This window comes from Wolbachia endosymbiont of Nilaparvata lugens (assembly GCF_007115045.1).
In the GTDB taxonomy this organism is placed as follows: Bacteria; Pseudomonadota; Alphaproteobacteria; order Rickettsiales; family Anaplasmataceae; genus Wolbachia.
In genome coordinates, this window is sequence record NZ_MUIY01000001.1 from 1,094,407 (window position 1) to 1,113,301 (window position 18,895).

The following is an 18,895-nucleotide window of genomic DNA, read 5'->3' on the forward strand; positions in this document are numbered from 1 at the left end:
TTGGTACTGTGCCAATCTGAAAAAATTCTCTTCTGTTGAATAATTGCTTCCAGTCTGGTACTTCTCCCTTATCTACCCAGGTTTCTCCAAGCGTTGTGTTTATCCAAACTTTCAGTAATTGTTCACTTTCCTTTGCATGCAGAAAGTCCTCTACTGCTTGTTGCCAACTATACCACCCAACTGGGCTATAAAGACTTGAAAGGTGAAATCCTTTTTTCTCACCTTTTACTCTATTAGTAGGCCTCCATTCTCCACGCTCAAGCATCTCTGTCTTTTGATGATTTTCTATTTTGCCGCTACATTCAGTGCAGACATAATGTGCTGTTATTGAGTCATTGTTTTCCCATTTTATTTGTGACCATTTTAGAACTTGATAGTAATTACAATGCGGACAGGGAACAAAAAAATATCTCTTATCTGTTGCTTCAAATTCTTTCTCAATTCTGCTTATTCCATGAATCGTTGGTGTTGATACTAAAAAAATCTTTCGCCGTGCAAAGGTATTAGTTCGAGCAATACTGAGCAGTACTGGATCTCCTTCTCCTCCTGAATCTCCTGGATAAGCATCAATCTCATCAAGAAAGAGATATTTTACTGGCATAGATCTCAGTGCTACACTGCTATTTGCTCCGGTTATTACTACTATTCCACCTGGAAATTCCTTACTTTGTACAGTATTGCCTGAGTCTCTTGACCTTGGGTCTTTTACTTTACTTTTTAAACATGGCGTACTCTCTATTAACGGCGCAAATCTTCCTTTTGACCAACGCTTTCCCATTTCAACTGTCGGCTGTACTACCAGCATTGGACCTGGTGTTTGATCGATAATATAGCCAATCCAATTGTTGCCAGCTTCTGTTCCTCCAATCTGCGCTCCTTTCATGAATACTACTTTTTCTGCTGGTGAGGACGGAGAAAGTGAATCCATGATTTCTTTTAAATAAGGAGTTCTTTCTGTTCTCCATTTACCTGGCTCTGATGCTGCAGTTGGCGCTAAAACTCGATACTCATTTGCCCACTCTGATACTTTAAGCTCTGGATCTGGTTTTAAACCTTCAGAAAAAGATGTGGCGTATATCATTGTCTGCATCTACTCATAATTGGTTCTATCTCAACATCATTAACAGTAGAACTACACTCCTCCAATTCCATAAACATCTTTTTCTGAAATTCGTTTTCTATATATCTTTTGCTCATCTCACTTATCATTATTGCTATAACAAGCGCAAATAACCCTGTTATTGTTGCAAAAATGATTGCACTGCTTATTGTTGTTGTTATCAACCCTATATATACTGCTACTGCTATTGCGCTGACTGTAGTATAGATGCAGATAATATTATTATGTTTTTTCGTCCTTTTATCTGCTATTTCTCTCTGTGCTATATATTTATTATGAAGGGTTGGAAAATTAACAACGGTATCTCTGCAGAGCAAAGACCCATTTTTTTCAGTAAACAAAACTTTAAGTAACTCTAAATTGTTTGATTTAATTGCTAAATGTAAAACAGGTGTATAATTTGCTCCTTTTTTCAGCAATAACTTTACTACATATAAATGCCCTTTTTCCGCAGCAAGGTAAATCGGTGATAAACCTTTATTATTTACAATATCAATATTGATTTCTTCTTTTAAAATTGCATCTACAATCTCAATTTCTCCTCTTTGTGCAGCTAAATGGAGTAGACTATTCTTTTCAGAACCATATTTATTACTCATCAAAGCCTTCTTCATCTCAGGTTTAGCGTAATCAAATGGTGTCTTGCCGCTATCGTCTTTTGCCAATGGATCTATATCTTCTCGCGTTAGTAAAACTTCTATTGTTTTAAGTCTTTCAGCGTAATGTAGTGGTGTTTTATTTTCGTAGTCTTGCAAATTTACTTGAGCATTAGGCTCCTTTATTAAGCATTTGAGAATATCAAGACATAAGTCTCTTTCATCGTAATTAGTATTACTTACAGCTATATGCACAGGTGATAATTTCATCGAGTTTTGTCCTACACGTGCGCTATTTACATCTGCTCCTAGCTCCAGTAATAACTTTACTATCTCCAATTTTTTGTTGTTAACTGCATAGTGCATTGGTGTCTGATTTCGTGCATCAAAAACCTCGATTTCAGCATTTCCTTCTTCCACTAAAATTTTGACAATATTTTCATGTCCTATGCCTGCTGCTAGATGTAATGGAGTATGATGCAAAGCATTTCGTACATTAACGTCAATACCTTTTCCTATCAAATATCTAACTGCATTAACTTCACCTATCATTGCAGCTAAATGAAGTAAGCTATCTTGTTCTGACCCGTATTTGTTATTAATTAGCGCTTGTAATATTTCTGCTTTTTTCCCTTCTTTGGCGTAATCAAGAGATGTTTTACCTTCATTATCTTCCACAAAAGGATTAATATTCTTCTTCGTGAGTAACAAATCTACCATGCTTAATTCATCAAATTCTATAGCGCAATGTAGTGGGGTTTTTCCGTTTAACCCTCTGACATTAACATCTAATCCAGGTTGATTGATTAAACACTTTATTAACTCTAAACTTAAGTTATCAGCCATTTTATATTTAAAATATATTTAAAATTTAGCGTTAGATAATTCTTGGAGTGAGTTTGTAATCTCTTCAGTTAGCACCATATGAATCTTTTCAGTGTCACTCAGTGATGCAAGCAGTGCTGAAACCCTATTTGGAATATTAAGCAAATTATTACGGACAACTCTTGCTATGTTAAATGCTTCAGTTTTTACCTCTTCAATTGACACAAATTTGCCTACTTCAGCTTTCACTCTAGCTTCCAAAAGTTTACCACGCTCCGTTTCATTTTTTATTCGCGTTTTTAGCAATATCGTTGAAAGCTTTTCTCCATTCTCTTTTCTTCTCAGTGGTTGACTTGGATCACGAACAGCTTTCAGAGCTTCATTTGCCTGCTCGGGGTCAATAAGTCCATCTTTGAGTTCAACGATTCCTTTCTTTACCAAAGAACAGACATATTGCCTTGAAAACCCTTTTTCTCTTGCCCATTCTGCTTGCTTAATTTTCACCTTTTTTTCTCCTTTTTTGGCACTGCTCAGCTATAACTGCACAAGTAGTCAACATTTGAAATATTTCTGACGCTAAAGAAGGCCCGAGGTTGGGACCACCAAACCCTCCAGCTTGGCCAGAAGGACCCACTTTCTATGGCGTTTTTAATATATTAAAATCTTTGCTAAAATTCATAACATAGAACATTAAAGCTAAAGAGTCCGCTTCATTATCATCCATTGGACAAAAACCCTTTTCCTGCACTGCTTCAATTACATCAGCTTTACTTGCATTGCCCTTGCCAGTTATAAAACGTTTAATAGTCTTAACCGAAACACCTTGATAGGGAATATTACTTTCTTCACACCAAGCAGAAAGGTGTGCTAAAAACCCTCCATAGATATGTGCAGCATCAGTTCCCAAGTGTCTTCTCACTTCTTCAAAGTATACAACTTCAATACCTGGAAATTTATACTTAAGTGAATTAAGCCAATTACGAAAATTTAAAAACTGCATTCCACCACCACTAAACCTGCTAACATGAAAACTCTTACTTCCACTTTGCACTATTCCATCATTTAAAATAGTCCAGCCAGTTTGTTTACCAAGATCTAGGGTGAGCATTTACTTTCAGTTGTTGTATACATATATATACAAGATTCGAAAAAATTATGTCCAAAAAATCTTTGAAATTTAACAACTAACATGAAAACTCTTTTACAGCCAGTTTGTTTGCTAAGCCTTTCAATTGTTGGTTACATATATATACAAGATTGGAAAAATTTTCGTCCAAAAAATCTTCAATTTTTGAAAAATTTTTCTCGAATTTGAAAACCTTACTTATCCCAAACATGATTTTTCTACTTTTAGAGGTTTTCTTATTATTCTAATCTTATATTTTATATGTTTTTATATATGTGTATATTTTTATATATGTATTATATATATATATTATATATAAGGGCTTTAGGAAGCTAGAATCCTCCATATTGGCGGACTTCAGATATGCCGTTCCTAGGAACGGTTTTAGGAACGCATGGTGAAAACCCGCCATACAGGCTAGTTCTAGATTCCTGATTCCTAATTCCTGATTTAGGAAGCCAGTAATTAGGAACAGAACTTAAGGTTATAGAGAGCATACTTTTCAACTATTTTCCTCTTAAAAATTTAAGCTATTCTTTTAATAGCGAAATCCACATTTTTAGCTCTTTAGGTGATATTGAATTTCAAAATATGAAATTCTTATATATTTTTAATATAACTTTAGGAAGCCTGAGCTACCCATTCTTTGAAATCCATTCAAAATAGGTTCTAAAAACCTGAACTGTATTATTTTAAATTGCACCGGTATTATTCTCAAAAAAAAATAACAGAATATCAATAGATTAAAAATCGCATCAGTATTATTTATTTTTGCTCCTGTCCTACATAAGGGCATTAATAACTCCCATCCTTAAAGCATTAATTTGTTTTAGGGAAAACCATGAAATTAAAAAATATAGCTATAATTGTTAAAAACGTAAAATACCAAGCCTATAGACTAAAACTTGCCAAGTGCTTTATTGATGAGAATAACGAAGACCTTGAGCAAGAACTCTTCTGTGAAATTTGGCCATGTCTTGATCAGTATAATGAAGATAAAAGTAGCTTTAACACTTTTGTAGCAAGACTAACTGAAAACAAAGCTATTAACTTGCTAAAGAAACAGCGATGTGCAAAACGCGATATCAATAACTATATTAGTATCGATGTAACAGAGCTACTTGAGAGTGAAATAACAAAACGCATTGATGTAGACTATATGATCTCGGTTTTACCAAAGGAATGGCAAAATATATGTGAGCAACTTAAGTTTTTCAACTTACATGAAGTTGCCAAAATGAACAACGTTTCAAGAACCACTTTAAACAATATTATCAAGAAGATACGTGCCAAACTTTCTCCTATTTACTACGAAGGCAAAAAGAAAAATTGAACAAAATTTTTGCCTTTCTTGTATATATACATTGCAGCATGGATAAATAATGATTCTTAAAATTTTGAATAATAATGAAAGATTGCAAACAATATCAAGTGTAAAGATGGTCATCTTTGGTCCTTACGGTATTGGTAAAACAAGTCTACTAAAGACTATAGATGAACCAACACTTTGCCTTGATTTTGAAGCAGGGCTTCTTGCTGTTCAAGATTGGCAAGGAGATTCAATTAGTCTTCGCACTTGGAATGAAGCTAGAGATATTGCTTGTCTTATAGGGGGGCCTAATCCTGCGCTGAAGTCTGATCAAGCATATAGCCAAAGACACCATGAACATGTATCTCGTAAGTACAAAGATCTTTTCTCTGAGTTTTCTAAATACCAATGCATCTTTGTAGATAGTATAACCGTTGCTTCACGTTTATGTCTATTATGGGCAAAAATGCAACCTGAAGCTTTTTCTGAGAGATCGGGAAAACAGGACATGAGAGCTGCATATGGATTACTTGCTCAGGAAATGATGGCTTGGCTCAATCAATTTCAACACATCAGAGACAAAGACATCATCATAGTTGGCACTTTAGGTCAATATCTCGATGACTTCAATCGTCCAATTTGGCTACCTCAATGCGAAGGAACTAAAACTGCTAGTGAAATTCCTGGGATAGTTGACGAAGTAATCAGTATGGTTGGAATCAAGAAAGATGATGGAACAGAGAAACGTTCATTTGTCTGTCAGACTATTAATACTTGGGGATATCCAGCTAAAGATCGCAGTGGACGCCTAAGTATGGTTGAAGAGCCGTATTTAGGCAAACTGCTTACAAAGATTAAAAGCAAGTTTTAAAATTTAAACATGGAGAGTGATATATGTTACAAAACCTATTAACTGATTTTAACACTGTAAAACCGCAAAGTAGACTAATACCTAAAGGGACAATAGTAAAGGTAAAAATGACAATCAAGCCTGGAGGTTATGAGCATTGGTTTACTAAAAGCCCCACTACCGGTAGCATTTATTTAAATACAGAATTTACCGTTATTGAAGGTCTATATGAAAAGCACAAGATTTACCAAATAATTGGCATTAAAAGTAGTAAAGCAGAAGATACTTGGGGAGAAATGGGTCGCTCTATGCTTCGCAGTATCTTGGAATCAGCACGTGACATTCATCCACATGATAACTCAGAAGGTGCAATCCTTGCTCGTAAGCTGAATTCAGTTGCAGAATTCAATGGGTTGGAGTTTACAATAAAGGTAGGTGTTATAACTGATGAATATGGAGAAAAGAACAAAATTGCTTCGGTAGAATACCACAAAAATTATGAAATTGACAGAGTACCATTTTGAAGTACGACGAGGAAAAGCTTTGGTCTGCTGTCGTTACTAGAGGTATTCAGGACGCAGTAGGAAAAAACCCAAAGCTAAGAGAAGAAGCAATTAATTGGCTGAATTCAAAATCTTTTGAAACTGTTTGTGAGCTAGCTAATCTCAACTTTAAACGTATAAAAAATATGTATGGGAATTTTATGTCTAAAAAGCAAAAAGAGTTAAAGATGTTATTGATTGATAATATCAAGGAGTGTGTTTCTTACCTACTTCCAAATGGTGAGTTTTACCGAGAAAAAACTTATATTGGAGACTTAAATGGAAATACAATTACAGTTAAAATAGTAGGTAAAGAAGCTGGTGATTGGCGTAATTTTACTGAAGGAACTGGTGGTGATATTATTGATCTTTGGATTTTAATTAAGGGTGATATATATTCTGCTAGAAAGTGGTTCAATAAAAAATCAAAGAGTGGAGAAAAAAAGGGAGAAAAAAGAGAAGAAAAAATATTTTCTGTAAAGCAGTACTTGAGTGATCAATCACCAATACCAGAGGACATAATAGCTCCACGAATTCTCACTCCAGGTGGTCTTTTAGTCATTGGTGGTACGCCAAAGATTGGTAAAAGTTATTTTCTTCTCTCTTTGCTTGCACATCTTGCAGCAGGAGTGTCATTTCTTAAGATGAAGTCAGCAAGACCACTAAAAATAATCTATCTACAAAATGAGATGGAGTACAATTACATCAGGGAACGCATACAACAAATCATAACTAATCAAAGGCTGCCAAATCTAGCAGAAGAAAACTTGATTGTTACTACAAAGATGAGATTAACTTTAAATGATGAAGGTACAGAGAAAATAAAAGATATTATAAAAGAAAAGTTTGATATCAAAATGATAGACCTTATCGTTTTGGATTCCCTTGACTATGAAAATATATTTTCTGGCCTGCAAAGCAGAATAGAAAAACTACGTTCTGTAATTAATCCTACGGCTGGAATCATTATTACACGTCATACCAGAAAAGTATCCACAGCTACACTCGCAAAAAGTCCTTTTCAAGCTTTAATTGGTGCTAATGCTTTAAGAAGTTTTTACACGTCTGGTATGGTAATGTTTCAACCAAGTAAACGCGCAAATGTCTTGCAGGTAGTATATGAGCTAAGAAACGGTAAATCAATACCAGCAAAATTCATTAGCAGAGTAAATGGGCGTTGGCAGAACTCTAAAGTTATAGCTACGGCTTAATTTATCCACAAAAACCGACACTATGCTAGAGCTAAAAACTCAGCTTTTGCAAAACATCAGATCTTGTCTTTTTCATCTTTTACCAAGAGGGACATTTCGTGGTGATAAGTTTTATGTAGGTGATGTACAGGGTAACAAGGGCAAAAGTACTGTAATAGAGTTAACAGGCGAAAGAGCCGGATTATGGAAAGATTTTGCAACTGGAGAAGGTGGTGACATTATTGATCTTTGGGCAACGGTACACGGGAAGAATGCGAGAATAGAGTTTCCTGAAGTAATGCTCTCAATAAGTGAATGGCTTGGAAAAACCAACTTCAAAGAACAGAGAAATTTAGAACAATACTTAACTTGTAGTTGGAACTACTACGATGAAAATAACCAATTGATTGTAATAGTCTACCGTTATGATCCTCCTTTAGAGAAAAAACAGTTTAAACCATTTGATGTTAAAAAACAAAGATTCAAAGAGCCAGAAATAAGGCCACTCTACAACATTCCAGGTATTTTAAAATCTGATAAGGTTGTTCTGGTTGAAGGAGAAAAATGCGCAGAAGCACTTATAGAGAAAGGAATAACTGCAACAACAGCAATGTTTGGAGCAAATGCGCCTATTGATAAAACAGATTGGACTCCGCTTAAGGGCAAGCATATTATTATTTGGCCAGACAACGATGAAGCAGGTAATAAATATACCAAAAACGCTGAAAAGAGACTTTTAGAACTTGGTGTTGCATCACTTGCTACGCTTAAGATTCCACCGAATAAACCAAAGAGTTGGGATGCTGCTGATTGTGTGTTAGAGGGAATAAATATTGAAGAATTTATCGAAAAAAACTCAAGAAAAATAATTATTAAACCACCACTTGATATTTTTAGCTGGAGCGTAGAGCGTTTTGTAGGCCCAGTACCAAAGCAAAGATTCTTGGTTGAAGGATTATTTCCTTTGGGTGTAACCTCCATTTTGGCTGCAATGGGAGATACAGGCAAAGGTATGCTACTTCTTGACCTAGCCCTCAAGGTTGCAGGTAGCATAGATCAGGTATGCGGATTTGGTCCACTTGTTACTGAACATGGATCTGTGGTGGTATTTTCTGCGGAGGATGATACAAATGAAATACATCGTCGCTTAGAACGACTTGATCCAAAATGCGAGAGATTGAAATATAAAGGTAGGCTATTTATTGTACCATTACCAAACATCGGAGGATCTCTTACCATACTTAAGAACGTTCGCGGTAAAGTTGTAGAAATCTCTCCAGAATTTGAGTCGGTAATGAAGCAGCTGAGCAGGATAAAGGATTTAAAGCTCATTATATTTGATCCCCTTGCTTCTTTCATTCATGCAGATTTAAATGCTGATCCAGCAGTAGGGGATTATCTCATGTGTTTATTATCTGATTTAGCATGTAGCACTGGAGCTTCAATAATTACTGCACATCATATGAGAAAGCTGAAGGGAGAAAAGCCTATATCAACAGTAGAGCAAGCACGAGATGCTATTCGAGGCACTTCTGCTCTCGTAAATGGAGTCAGGTGTTCTTTTGCTTTTTGGCCTGTTGAAGATATGACTAAACCAATGATTTTTAGGTCAATTGGAAAAATCCCAAGACAAAATGCACTATTTTATGGAGCTGTTGTTAAAGCAAATGGCCTGGCTGATCGTACCATACGCACTTACCTAAGAAATGAAGAAACAGGGCTATTGGAAGACATCACTGAACAATTAAAAGCTCAAAATATTAGCGATAAAGATCTTAAAATATATCTTATTGATTCAATTGCGCGAGCTGCTATTTCAGGACATCCATTTACTCACACAGGAAGTGCAGGAATACATAAACAACGACATAGACTGCCTGAAGTTTTTCATAGTATGGGAAGAGATAGATTAGAGCGTATAGTGCAAGAGCTTTTACAGGCAAAGCAAATAGTTAAAGGAATGGCTAATGGTTCAAAAGAGGATAAATGGCTCGATATTAAAACAGGACCATTTGCACGTGGAGTGGGAAAATTTATTCATGGAGCTGAAAAAAACTATTTTTGATAACAAAAAACTCTATTTTTTTATAGTCAAAGTAAAAGGGTTAATACGATAACCATGTGATGATCTTTGCCAACCAAGGGTTTGTATTACATCATCACGTTCAATACTTAATCCTAATTTCTCAGCCAATGTAGCTTTGATCGTTTTTTGCATCTTGTTTAATGGTTTTCTGATTTGATGTTCTAAATCTGCTTCTAAACTAAGTCCCAAGAGTTTTTCTAACTGATTAATATTGAGAAGTGTATGTTTTTCAGGTGGTAACTCTTTCTCACAGTCATGTAAAAATTGCTTGAACAATATTCGAAAAATATTAAGGCATGATGCAGCTTTTTTATTTATAACTTCAACGCTATTAACATATACCATACCTTTAACTACCTGTAACTCCAAAAGCTTTATTGGCACAATTGGTTCAACACGTTTAAGCGAAATATATGAAGCTGGTAAAACTTGCAAAGAAGTATTTTCTACTACCTCTGGTACTCCTTTTTTAGCTGCCTCTTGGAATATCTCAGTTACAGTCTTATACTGGCAAAACAGTTCTACCATTCGCACTACATATAGGCTCAATAATAGATTAGGTATATCTTTTTTTAGAGTAATGAGAACTGTCGGATGGACTCTCAGTTTATCTATGGTTAAAAATATCGCATCAGTACAAAAATCAAGGATTATTAGATTTACAATATGACCTTGATCACAAGTATAATAAACTCCTTTTTCCATTTTTCCCCACATAAGTCTTGAATCATTCAACTTTGTTTCAAACCAGTCTATGATTTTCTCTATATTTAAGTATATGGATAAGAGATGAAATCTCTGTTTTTTATAAGTATTAGGCAGAATATGACGAGAACAGTTTTCACAAATAGCGTCATCACATGCTTCATCAAAGTCTGAATCGATAAAAATCTCATTGCTACAATTTGGATCAATTACATTTGGCCAATCAAGATGATCTTCTTCACGAGAACAAACAATATAATACCTTTCTTGCATTTGTATCCATCCAAGATCAAATAAGTATCTTGCTGCTTTAATGTGATTTTGACTTGGATTAACCCAAGAACCACTTGAACTTAAAAGATCAGCAATTTGCTCGTGAAAGGATTTTAAGACCATAAGATTGTTCCATATGTTTCTTCAGGTCCTCTCTTTCTTTTTTATTGAGTGGATGCTCTGAATAATAAATTTCCCCACTTACTTTGAAAGAAAATGTTACCTTTTTGTTTTGGAACATTACTTTGGCTGATTGAATAGATTGTAGTATGTTGCCAATAGCTGGCTTTAAAATATGTAACTCTGGTGCAATAGGATCATACGGTTTTACACTTAAAGTAAGATATGTATTACTATTTTTAAAATAATCTGACTTAAAATTTAACTCAAATATACAAATGTCAGGGTCAGAACCATCTATACATGCTTGAAGAAATTTGTGCACTTGTAATGGAAAGTTCTTATCTTGTATATTTACAAAAGTACATTCGCAGTCAAAATACCCACTTACAATGCTATTTGCTATTTCTACAGCCTTGTTAGTATTTTTAGCACAGAGATTAACTTGAGTGCCATCAAGAGAGAAATCTAAAATCATCCACTCAGGTTTATGACCATGAACAACTTTGTTTGAATTAAGCAGTAAATCCATGTCACTTCCTCGACGTACAAACATATATATTCGATCTTGGTGATGGAAAAAACCCTGCAACTGGTCATCATCCTTAAGTATCTGCTCTACAGTTTCTTGTGACATAAATGCCTTAAATGAAGTATTTATTTGTCTTGGTGATTTCTGTAAAGCAAATGATACGAAACCTTTCTTTTGCACTTTATCAAAGTGATAAACAGATTTTAGAAGTTCGCAATTTATATGAAATAGTAAAAACAATAAGGATCTTTTATCATACTTGGTATTGTTTTTTACCAGGTACGATCTCATTAACTTCTCAGTCAGAGCAAATCTTGCCACTTCACTGACCGTAGCCTCAAGTTTCGTACGATCAAAGTAGCTAATGAGATAATAGTCAAAAAGAGAGTCAGAGTAACTGGTAAGCATCTTACGTTTTTGTTGAGTGGATCTATCGTCATAATCTCCGTCCTGAAAAAGTTGCCCATTTAAATGATTTTTAAAGCAATGCTGAAAAATGATGCTAAGTTGTTTACCAGAAAGAGAATCAAGCCATAGTTTACGTAATTCTAAATCTTGAAAGCGATCTAGCAAGAGATTAACGGGAACCTCTAAATCACTCTCCCAGAATTCGTAACTTGGATGAATATTCATAACAGATTAAATAGGCCATATTATACATAATATGATAATTCAAGCAAAGATTTTTTGGACATAATTTTTTCAAATCTTGTATATTTAATTAAGGAGAATTTGTGTGAACTAGATAGCTTTCTTAAATAAGGTGTGCGTTGATTTAGTTTAATAGAAGTTTCCTAACCTTATAAAAAAACTCACAGGAAGAAAAACATGCAAAAAGGGGAATTAATTATTAATTGCCGTTATGAGCCCAGTCGGTTGGCAGGTACATATTTGGCAGATGCTTATGAACAATTATTGAAATATAAAATAAAGGAGGTAGAAGAAAATGACAACCGTAAGCTTGTATGCAAGAGTTTCATCAAGACAACAGGCACAGGAGAATACGATAGAGAGTCAGATTGTAGAATTGGAGCGTCGAATTAGTAGCGATGGATATGAATTATTAGATGAGCATAGGTTTGTTGATAATGGTTACAGTGGATCAAACTTAGAACGTCCTGGCTTAGAGAGTTTACGTGATAGAGTAGCAGAAGGTAAGATTGATAAGATATACATTCATTCACCTGATCGGCTATCACGGAAATTTTCATATCAAATGATCTTACTCGAAGAGTTTAAAAAGGCTGGATCTGAAATAGTATTTTTGAATCATAAGTTTGATGATAATCCGGATTCCCATTTATTTCTACAGATTCAGGGAGCAATAGCAGAGTATGAACGTGCAAAGATTATGGAACGAAACCGTAGAGGTAAACTTCATGCGGCCAAAGCTGGGTGTATAAGTGTGATGGGTAGGGCGCCTTACGGTTATCGCTACATAGCAAAACATGTAGGTGAAGGAAGTGCTAAATTTGAGGTTGATGAAGAAGAGGCAAATATAGTGCGTAAAATATTTAATTGGGTTGGCCAAGAAAGAGCAAGTATAGGAGAAGTCGTACATAAACTGAATAAGATACCGGTAATAACACGAACAGGGAAAAGGTATTGGAAAAGGAGCACTATTTGGAACATGTTAAAAAATCCTGCTTATATAGGACAAGCAGCTTATGGTAAAACTAAGACATGCTCAAAACCACAAGTAAAAAAGTCAAAAAAAGGAACTTGTGGTAAACTTAAAAGTGGTCGCTTTAATAGTGATAAAGAGAACTGGACTTATATTCCAGTACCAAAAATAATCAATGAAAATTTATTTGATTCAGTGCAAACACAATTAGCTGAAAATAGACAAAGAGCAAGAGTACGGCAAAGAAGAGAAACATATTTATTGCAAGGTTTAATGGTATGTCAACGTTGTCAATATACTTATTGTGGTACAAACCACGTTCATAAAAAGTCGACATATTATTACTATCGTTGCTCTGGTACAAACTCTAGCAAATTTAATGGCAATAAAATCTGCGATAATAAATCAATACGCACTGATGTATTAGATGGAGTTATATGGGAAGAAGTCAAGAGTATCCTGAAAGAGCCAGATAGGATTGCAAATGAATATCAACGTAGATTGTCAGAGAACAAAAAGCCTTTACATAATCAAACACGTGAAAAGCAAGAAAGTAAGTTAAGATTAAGTATCAAAAAATTTATTGATAGCTATGCTAAAGGGTTTATAAGCCAAGAAGAATTTGAACCAAGAATCACAACAATGAAACAGCATTTGAAAGAAATTGAAGAAGAGAAAGAAAGAACGCTTGATCAAAAAAAACTACAACAAGAATTGAGCCTTGTTACAGATAGCTTGAAAAACTTTTCCTCAAGTGTTGAATCAAAGCTTGATCAAGTGGATTGGCAGACTAAGCAAAATATTATTAGAATGTTAATTCATCAAATTGAAATCAATCACAATCACTTGTATATAGTATTTCGCATAAAAAGTCTTGCAAATTTTGATCAAAATAGCCATAATAGAATTATGCAATGTTGTACTAGCAGTCAATACAAAAGAATTATCCTGTCAGGATGATGAAATTAGGAGTTTCTGTCACTATGATATTCATTACAGTAATAAAGAATTAAATAAGAACTTTTTTTCTAGAGAATCATGTCCTGATCTCATTAAAGAATCCAGTGGAACAAGTGTTATGAAAGTAAAACAAATTGCACCATTGATACTTGTTAATCACTTAGGGCAAATGATAGATAAAGAGGGCAATAACACTCAAATACACTATAATCTATTAAAGCCTTATCTAAAGGCTAACGGTAAAATCAAGGACTGTGGAAGTGACCATAAGTGTAATGAGTATATTCCAATTATGGAGAAAGTTGCATGGAATAGTGATAAGGAAGTACTATTAAAAACTGTCTTTAATGATGTACAAAAAACAAATCCTTACTATTATGATAATGAAGGTAATTCAGCTTTCGCTGATACTGGTTTTATATCTAATAGTTTAGACTTAATCTGATAGATCTGCTGTAACAATCTCTATAAATCACACAAAAATAATATGACAGTGGACAAGCAACTACAAAGTGCCATTTACTCCTGAAGTTGTTTAATTTCATCTAGGGAATGTTCAAAAAAGTGTGTCAAGCCGCATTTTTAGTTCAACTCAATTTTCAATCTATCTGGAAAGAAAATATCAAGTTGAGACATAGTTAAAGCCCAATTAGGTAGAGCCATAATCCACTTTTGCTCTACTTTTTTTATAGCACAATATACCTGTTTGTACAAGGCATTTGTACTAGTAAATGAACCCTTAGTTTTAGTAAATTTCCTGATTTGTCTATGCAACCCCTCAATTGGATTAGTGGTGTAAATCAGCTTCCTAACTGGCCCAGAATACTTAAAATAACTGGATAAGTTTTCCCAATTGTTCTGCCAGGATTTTATAACTAAAGGATACTTTTCTCCCCATTTTTCTTCCAGCTCAAGCAGATAATTCTCAGCAATTTCTTTACTTGAAGCACGTTTTCAAATCATTTATGAAAACTTTTGCTAGATACATACTTCAGTGAATTCCTTATCTGATGCACTATGCATTTCTGCTTTAGCTATTTATAGCTGTAGGAAAGCTTTTTAATACAGGCAATTAGAATATCTTCTACTCCTCTTTCTTTGAGGTCATTTAGAACTCCCAACCAGAACTTCACTTTCAGCCAAATAAAAGCCCAGGACTTCTTTTCTGCCATTGTGGTCTATGCCCAATATATTGTACATGCATTTACTTATGCAATGTCCATTCTCTTTGACCTTAAAAAACATCCCATCCATAAATACTATCGGGTATACTGATTGTAGGGGACGACTCCTCCATTCATTGATTATAGGCAGTAATTTATCTGTAATTCCAGATATCTCTGCTGCAGATATTTTATGGTCATAGATTTCTTCCACATAGGATGCTATATCCCTGTATCCCACACCGCTTGCAAACATGTTCAAGACCTTTGTTTCAAGTTCTGGATGTAAGCTTGTTTGCCTTTTTTTCACTATCTGTGGTTCGAAACTTCCCTCTCTATCTCTTGGTGTCAATAGTTCAAATGAACCTGCACTCGTCTTCAAAGTTTTGCCATTCTTTCCGTTTCTTCGATTCTTTTCTTCTCTTTCATTAGATAAATGATGCTCTATTTCACCTTCTAGACTTGCTTCCAGTAGTCTTTTTACAAATGGTGTTAATGCTCCATCTCTCCCCATCAATGGTTTACCTTCTCTTATTGATGACAGTATATTTGCTTCCAGCTCTTTGTAATCTACCAGGCCAGTCGTTCCATTTTCTATTTTGTAACTCATATATCAAACCTCTATTTTTTGTTTCTATTTTATTTCTATTTCTCGGTTTGACACACTTTTTTGAACATTCCCGCTTAAACAGGAATTGTTGTAGTAGCTGTTTGATATAAAGTTCTATTTCTATGGCAAACGGGTTTTTATTGCCCATATGATTGGGTAAAACCGCAAAATCACACAAATAAGAAAATTTTTAAAAAACATAGTTGATATCTCCATTCGCCATCATTACATGCATTTATTCTTGCTCCAGAGGCTAGTACTTTGTCTATAACTTTGTGCAATTCATTTACGTTTTTTGTCTCTACTACAGCACTCTTAAACCAGCTCAACTTTTCTGTATTTGGCTTTATTTTTTGCAAAGCTGAAGCAAATGGATTTAGATAATCTGCTTGATCGCTTACAGGTTTTGTGCCATATACATAATCAAGTCCTTTCCCGTAGTTGATATAGTTTTTGCGAACGTCTCTGCTAGGGAAAGGCATTGTATCTTCCGGTTTTATCTCCTTCTGATTATTAATTTTGCTCACAAACTTAGACTGCTTTATATCAACGCCTTCAAGAGCACCAAATATTTTCTTCAATAACTTGTCTTTACTAGTCATATAACCCCCATATCAAAAATACTTTTTAAGTATACAAACCTTAGTTTATACACTCTATTACTCATTATAAATTATAGTGAGTAGATTTGCAAATACTTTCTGCTATAACAATCCGTTTTCTCGAAAGCTAAAATAGCCTGCACTTGTGATAATAATGTGATCAAACAATCTAACACTTACAGTACTACATGCTGCTGCTAAGCTCTTCGTTACTGCTTGATCTTCTTCTGATGGTTCTAAACTCCCTCCAGGATGGTTATGTGACATTATTACTAATGTTGCATTTTTTATTAATGCTTTTTTTATAATTTCCTTTATGTATACTGGTGCTTTTTCCATTTCACCAATATAGGATTCTTCTCCGATTAATTGACGCCTTTTATTCAAATACAGTATTTTTATACATTCCCTTTCTGAGTGGCCTATACTTACGTTTAAGTACTCTACTAGCCTTTGTAAGTCCATTATTGGCTCACTTTTGAGCTTTTCTCTTAGTACCCTTTCTAGTGTTTCCTTAACACACATAATCATTGCTACTGCAGAATCAGTTACTCCTTCTATAACTTTCAGGTCATCCATTTCTCGGCCTAAAATCCTTCCTACTCCTGCATAAGTATTCACCAGATTTTTAGCAATTTCTTGAGCTTGTGGCCTTTCATGTGCTGCACTTAGAAACGTTTCCATTATTTCACGATCAAGTAGTGCTTTGCCTTTGCTTTCTAATATTCTGAATTCTATTTCTTCTTTATTCTTATTATTATTCATATAATTTACCTTTCACTAACAACAAACTTTTTTTAGATATTTACTGCTGTTTTTTATCAGCATTGGCATAGAGCCATAGCTTTCGAGTGAAGTCAAATCAATTTTTAAATCTTTTTTACTTATTTTTTCATCAAGAAGTAAAGATGTTAATAGATACTGATTTTTTTACTTAAATTTGTTGAATTTCGTCTAAAGAGATGCCTATCGTTTGCAAAATAATATTAATAGAAATTCCAGTTTTAACCAGACCCTTTGCAATTTTGATTCTTTCTGCTTCTCTAATTTTCTCTTCACAAATTTGTATGCTTTCAAACAGAGATTTTATTAGTGCATTACGTAACTCTCGGCTCTCAATTTCTTTGTATTCTTTAATCAAATCAGGTAGCTCACTTTCTACTATCTCATCTTCCTCTATGAGCAGATCTGTAATGCTAATTGATAATGTTTCTGCTATTGCATATAATTTTTCCAGTGGAATGGCCACACGTCCTTGCTCATAGTTGCTTATTTCATCACGTGTTGTATCCATTTTCTCAGCCAAATCCTTCTGAGTATATTCCCGTCCATTCTTTTATCTTTTTTCCTATTTTATAGTAGATAGAACCTGTTTTTTCTTCAACACACTCATTAGCAGAGAGGCCAATTGCTTGTGAAACAACATCAACAGAAATTCCTGCTTTAACCAGACCCTTTGCAATTTTTATTTTCTCTGCTTTTTTACTACTTTTCTCACTAACTTGAACCAATTTGGTCAGTAAACAAAACACTCTACGTAACTCCTGACCGCCAATCTTTTTATATTCTCTTACTAGATTTAATATTTCTTCTCCCTCATCTTCAAGACAGATTTTTTCATTTGATACAGGAATGAGATCTATAATACCAATCGATAACACTTCTGCTATAGCGTACAACTTCTCAATCGAAATTTTTCGTGTTCCTTTTTCATATTGTAGTACTATTTGATACGTTACGCCGATTTTTCCCGCTAAATCTTTTTGAGTATAACCTCGCTTTAACCTCCAGCTCCTTACTTTTTGTGCTATCTGATACCTTATTGAGATGTTTGCCATAAATATTATACAGGTTAATACTACCAAATAAAGATATAAAAAAGGGATGCTTCTTTCTATGTTTGAATTTTAGTTGAATATTTCTTCACAATTGTGTATAATTATTAATGCTTTCTAGGTTAATTCGTCATGGCTCTTTCAAAATTTTTAGATCCTAAGCTTGATTTAACATTTAAGAAAATCTTCGGTACTGAAAAAAATAAGAATATCCTTATTCACTTTCTAAACGATATCTTAGGCTTTACTGGAATCAACGTTATTCAAGATGTTGAGTTTCTCAGCACCATTATGAATCCTGAGATTGCTTCTGATAAACAAAGCATTGTTGATGTTCTTTGTAAGGATTCATATGGAAATAGATATATTGCGGAAATGCAACTCGCTCGTGATAAAGGATTTGAAAAACGCGCTCAACTTTACGCTGCTAAGGCTTACTCGAGGCAGGCTGATAAAGGTGGTAAGTACATTGATTTAAAGAAGGTTTTCTTTATTGCTATTTCTAATTGTAATTTATTTCCTGATAAGCTTGATTATATATCTAGCCATACCATAAGAGATGAAAAAACTAATGAGCATGATTTGAAAGATTTTCAATTTATCTTCATTGAGTTACCAAAGTTTCCCAAAAGTAGAGAAGAGCAGCTAGAAAATGTAGTAGATCGTTGGCTATTTTTCTTTAAATATGCAGAAGAAACAACTGATGAAGATTTAAGGAAAATAGCAGAAAAATCACCAATAATAAAGTTAGCATATGATGAGTTAGATAAATTTCATTGGAATGAGAAGGACTTATTAGCATATGAAGAAAGAGTAATGGATTTACA

Annotated in this window: 15 protein-coding genes and 3 pseudogenes; 8 read left to right on the forward strand and 10 right to left on the reverse strand. The window is 34.3% G+C overall.

Annotated features, from left to right (window positions below):
• The 4 genes from BWZ41_RS05430 to BWZ41_RS05445 all read right to left on the reverse strand — a co-directional run.
• On the reverse strand, positions 1-1,081 hold a 1,081-nt coding region (locus tag BWZ41_RS05430; RefSeq protein WP_177429465.1), incomplete at its 3' end, for a phage terminase large subunit family protein.
• Positions 1,078-2,562: an ankyrin repeat domain-containing protein gene (locus BWZ41_RS05435; RefSeq protein WP_143689643.1), complete on the reverse strand. Its 1,485-nt coding sequence runs from the start codon at positions 2,560-2,562 to the stop codon at positions 1,078-1,080. The genes BWZ41_RS05430 and BWZ41_RS05435, both read right to left, overlap by 4 nt.
• Positions 2,563-2,580: 18 nt before the next feature.
• Positions 2,581-3,045 (reverse strand): hypothetical protein, encoded by a 465-nt coding sequence (locus BWZ41_RS05440; protein WP_143689644.1) that lies wholly within the window; start codon positions 3,043-3,045, stop codon positions 2,581-2,583.
• 133 nt (positions 3,046-3,178) lie between these two features.
• On the reverse strand, positions 3,179-3,649 hold the full coding sequence (locus tag BWZ41_RS05445; protein ID WP_143689645.1) for a crossover junction endodeoxyribonuclease RuvC: 471 nt from the start codon (positions 3,647-3,649) through the stop codon (positions 3,179-3,181).
• A gap of 859 nt (positions 3,650-4,508) precedes the next feature.
• On the opposite strand from BWZ41_RS05445, the gene BWZ41_RS05450 reads away from it, so the two are divergent.
• From BWZ41_RS05450 to BWZ41_RS05470, 5 genes are read left to right on the forward strand one after another with little or no spacing between them, the layout of a single operon-like run.
• The gene (locus BWZ41_RS05450; protein ID WP_143689646.1) at positions 4,509-5,000 is read left to right on the forward strand and encodes a sigma-70 family RNA polymerase sigma factor; all 492 of its coding nucleotides are present in this window, start codon (positions 4,509-4,511) and stop codon (positions 4,998-5,000) included.
• A 49-nt stretch (positions 5,001-5,049) separates the two neighbouring features.
• Complete coding sequence (locus tag BWZ41_RS05455) at positions 5,050-5,847, forward strand: ATP-binding protein (RefSeq protein WP_143689647.1); 798 nt, start codon at positions 5,050-5,052, stop codon at positions 5,845-5,847.
• Positions 5,848-5,870: 23 nt separating this feature from the next.
• Entirely contained in the window at positions 5,871-6,350 is a 480-nt protein-coding gene (locus BWZ41_RS05460; RefSeq protein WP_143689648.1) for a hypothetical protein, read from the forward strand.
• Entirely contained in the window at positions 6,347-7,579 is a 1,233-nt protein-coding gene (locus tag BWZ41_RS05465; RefSeq protein WP_143689649.1) for an AAA family ATPase, read from the forward strand. Before BWZ41_RS05460 ends, BWZ41_RS05465 begins: the two co-directional genes overlap by 4 nt.
• Positions 7,580-7,601: 22 nt before the next feature.
• Positions 7,602-9,623, forward strand: a complete 2,022-nt coding sequence (locus tag BWZ41_RS05470) for an AAA family ATPase (RefSeq protein ID WP_143689650.1) — start codon at positions 7,602-7,604, stop codon at positions 9,621-9,623.
• 12 nt (positions 9,624-9,635) lie between these two features.
• Here the strand turns inward: BWZ41_RS05470 and BWZ41_RS05475 are convergent, their stop codons facing one another.
• The gene (locus BWZ41_RS05475) at positions 9,636-10,745 is read right to left on the reverse strand and encodes a hypothetical protein (RefSeq protein WP_143689651.1); all 1,110 of its coding nucleotides are present in this window, start codon (positions 10,743-10,745) and stop codon (positions 9,636-9,638) included.
• Positions 10,711-11,907, reverse strand: a complete 1,197-nt coding sequence (locus tag BWZ41_RS05480; RefSeq protein ID WP_143689652.1) for a hypothetical protein — start codon at positions 11,905-11,907, stop codon at positions 10,711-10,713. The genes BWZ41_RS05475 and BWZ41_RS05480 overlap by 35 nt, the downstream gene beginning before the upstream one ends.
• A gap of 313 nt (positions 11,908-12,220) precedes the next feature.
• Here BWZ41_RS05480 and BWZ41_RS05490 point away from each other — a divergent pair, with 313 nt between their 5' ends.
• Positions 12,221-13,858, forward strand: a complete 1,638-nt coding sequence (locus BWZ41_RS05490; RefSeq protein ID WP_143689654.1) for a recombinase family protein — start codon at positions 12,221-12,223, stop codon at positions 13,856-13,858.
• Positions 13,859-13,976: 118 nt separating this feature from the next.
• Positions 13,977-14,303, forward strand: coding sequence for a hypothetical protein (locus BWZ41_RS05495; RefSeq protein ID WP_241653924.1), 327 nt, complete (start codon positions 13,977-13,979; stop codon positions 14,301-14,303).
• Between the two features lie 137 nt (positions 14,304-14,440).
• Here BWZ41_RS05495 and BWZ41_RS05500 read toward each other — a convergent pair.
• The 4 genes and pseudogenes from BWZ41_RS05500 to wmk all read right to left on the reverse strand — a co-directional run bounded on the left by BWZ41_RS05500 (position 14,441) and on the right by wmk (position 18,071).
• Positions 14,441-15,631 (reverse strand): annotated as a pseudogene (locus tag BWZ41_RS05500) (IS256 family transposase).
• Positions 15,632-15,837: 206 nt separating this feature from the next.
• Positions 15,838-16,233 (reverse strand): annotated as a pseudogene (locus tag BWZ41_RS05505) (hypothetical protein); the annotation flags it as partial.
• Between the two features lie 102 nt (positions 16,234-16,335).
• Positions 16,336-16,998, reverse strand: a complete 663-nt coding sequence (locus tag BWZ41_RS05510; RefSeq protein WP_143688996.1) for a JAB domain-containing protein — start codon at positions 16,996-16,998, stop codon at positions 16,336-16,338.
• 169 nt (positions 16,999-17,167) lie between these two features.
• Positions 17,168-18,071: pseudogene (gene wmk, locus BWZ41_RS05515) on the reverse strand (WO male-killing family protein Wmk).
• A gap of 129 nt (positions 18,072-18,200) precedes the next feature.
• Here wmk and BWZ41_RS05520 point away from each other — a divergent pair.
• Positions 18,201-18,895 (forward strand): Rpn family recombination-promoting nuclease/putative transposase (locus BWZ41_RS05520; RefSeq protein ID WP_143689732.1); only part of this gene is annotated, 695 nt, incomplete at its 3' end.

What these genes read in the sequence shown, in the direction of transcription:
- BWZ41_RS05435 (WP_143689643.1), bottom strand. Translation starts at nt 2,562, where the DNA reads ATGGCTGATAACTTAAGTTTAGAGTTAATAAAGTGTTTAATCAATCAA.
- BWZ41_RS05445 (WP_143689645.1), bottom strand. Translation starts at nt 3,649, where the DNA reads ATGCTCACCCTAGATCTTGGTAAACAAACTGGCTGGACTATTTTAAAT.
- BWZ41_RS05450 (WP_143689646.1), top strand. Translation starts at nt 4,509, where the DNA reads ATGAAATTAAAAAATATAGCTATAATTGTTAAAAACGTAAAATACCAA.
- BWZ41_RS05455 (WP_143689647.1), top strand. Translation starts at nt 5,050, where the DNA reads ATGATTCTTAAAATTTTGAATAATAATGAAAGATTGCAAACAATATCA.
- BWZ41_RS05460 (WP_143689648.1), top strand. Translation starts at nt 5,871, where the DNA reads ATGTTACAAAACCTATTAACTGATTTTAACACTGTAAAACCGCAAAGT.
- BWZ41_RS05470 (WP_143689650.1), top strand. Translation starts at nt 7,602, where the DNA reads ATGCTAGAGCTAAAAACTCAGCTTTTGCAAAACATCAGATCTTGTCTT.
- BWZ41_RS05475 (WP_143689651.1), bottom strand. Translation starts at nt 10,745, where the DNA reads ATGGTCTTAAAATCCTTTCACGAGCAAATTGCTGATCTTTTAAGTTCA.
- BWZ41_RS05480 (WP_143689652.1), bottom strand. Translation starts at nt 11,907, where the DNA reads ATGAATATTCATCCAAGTTACGAATTCTGGGAGAGTGATTTAGAGGTT.
- BWZ41_RS05490 (WP_143689654.1), top strand. Translation starts at nt 12,221, where the DNA reads ATGACAACCGTAAGCTTGTATGCAAGAGTTTCATCAAGACAACAGGCA.
- BWZ41_RS05495 (WP_241653924.1), top strand. Translation starts at nt 13,977, where the DNA reads ATGAAAGTAAAACAAATTGCACCATTGATACTTGTTAATCACTTAGGG.
- BWZ41_RS05510 (WP_143688996.1), bottom strand. Translation starts at nt 16,998, where the DNA reads ATGAATAATAATAAGAATAAAGAAGAAATAGAATTCAGAATATTAGAA.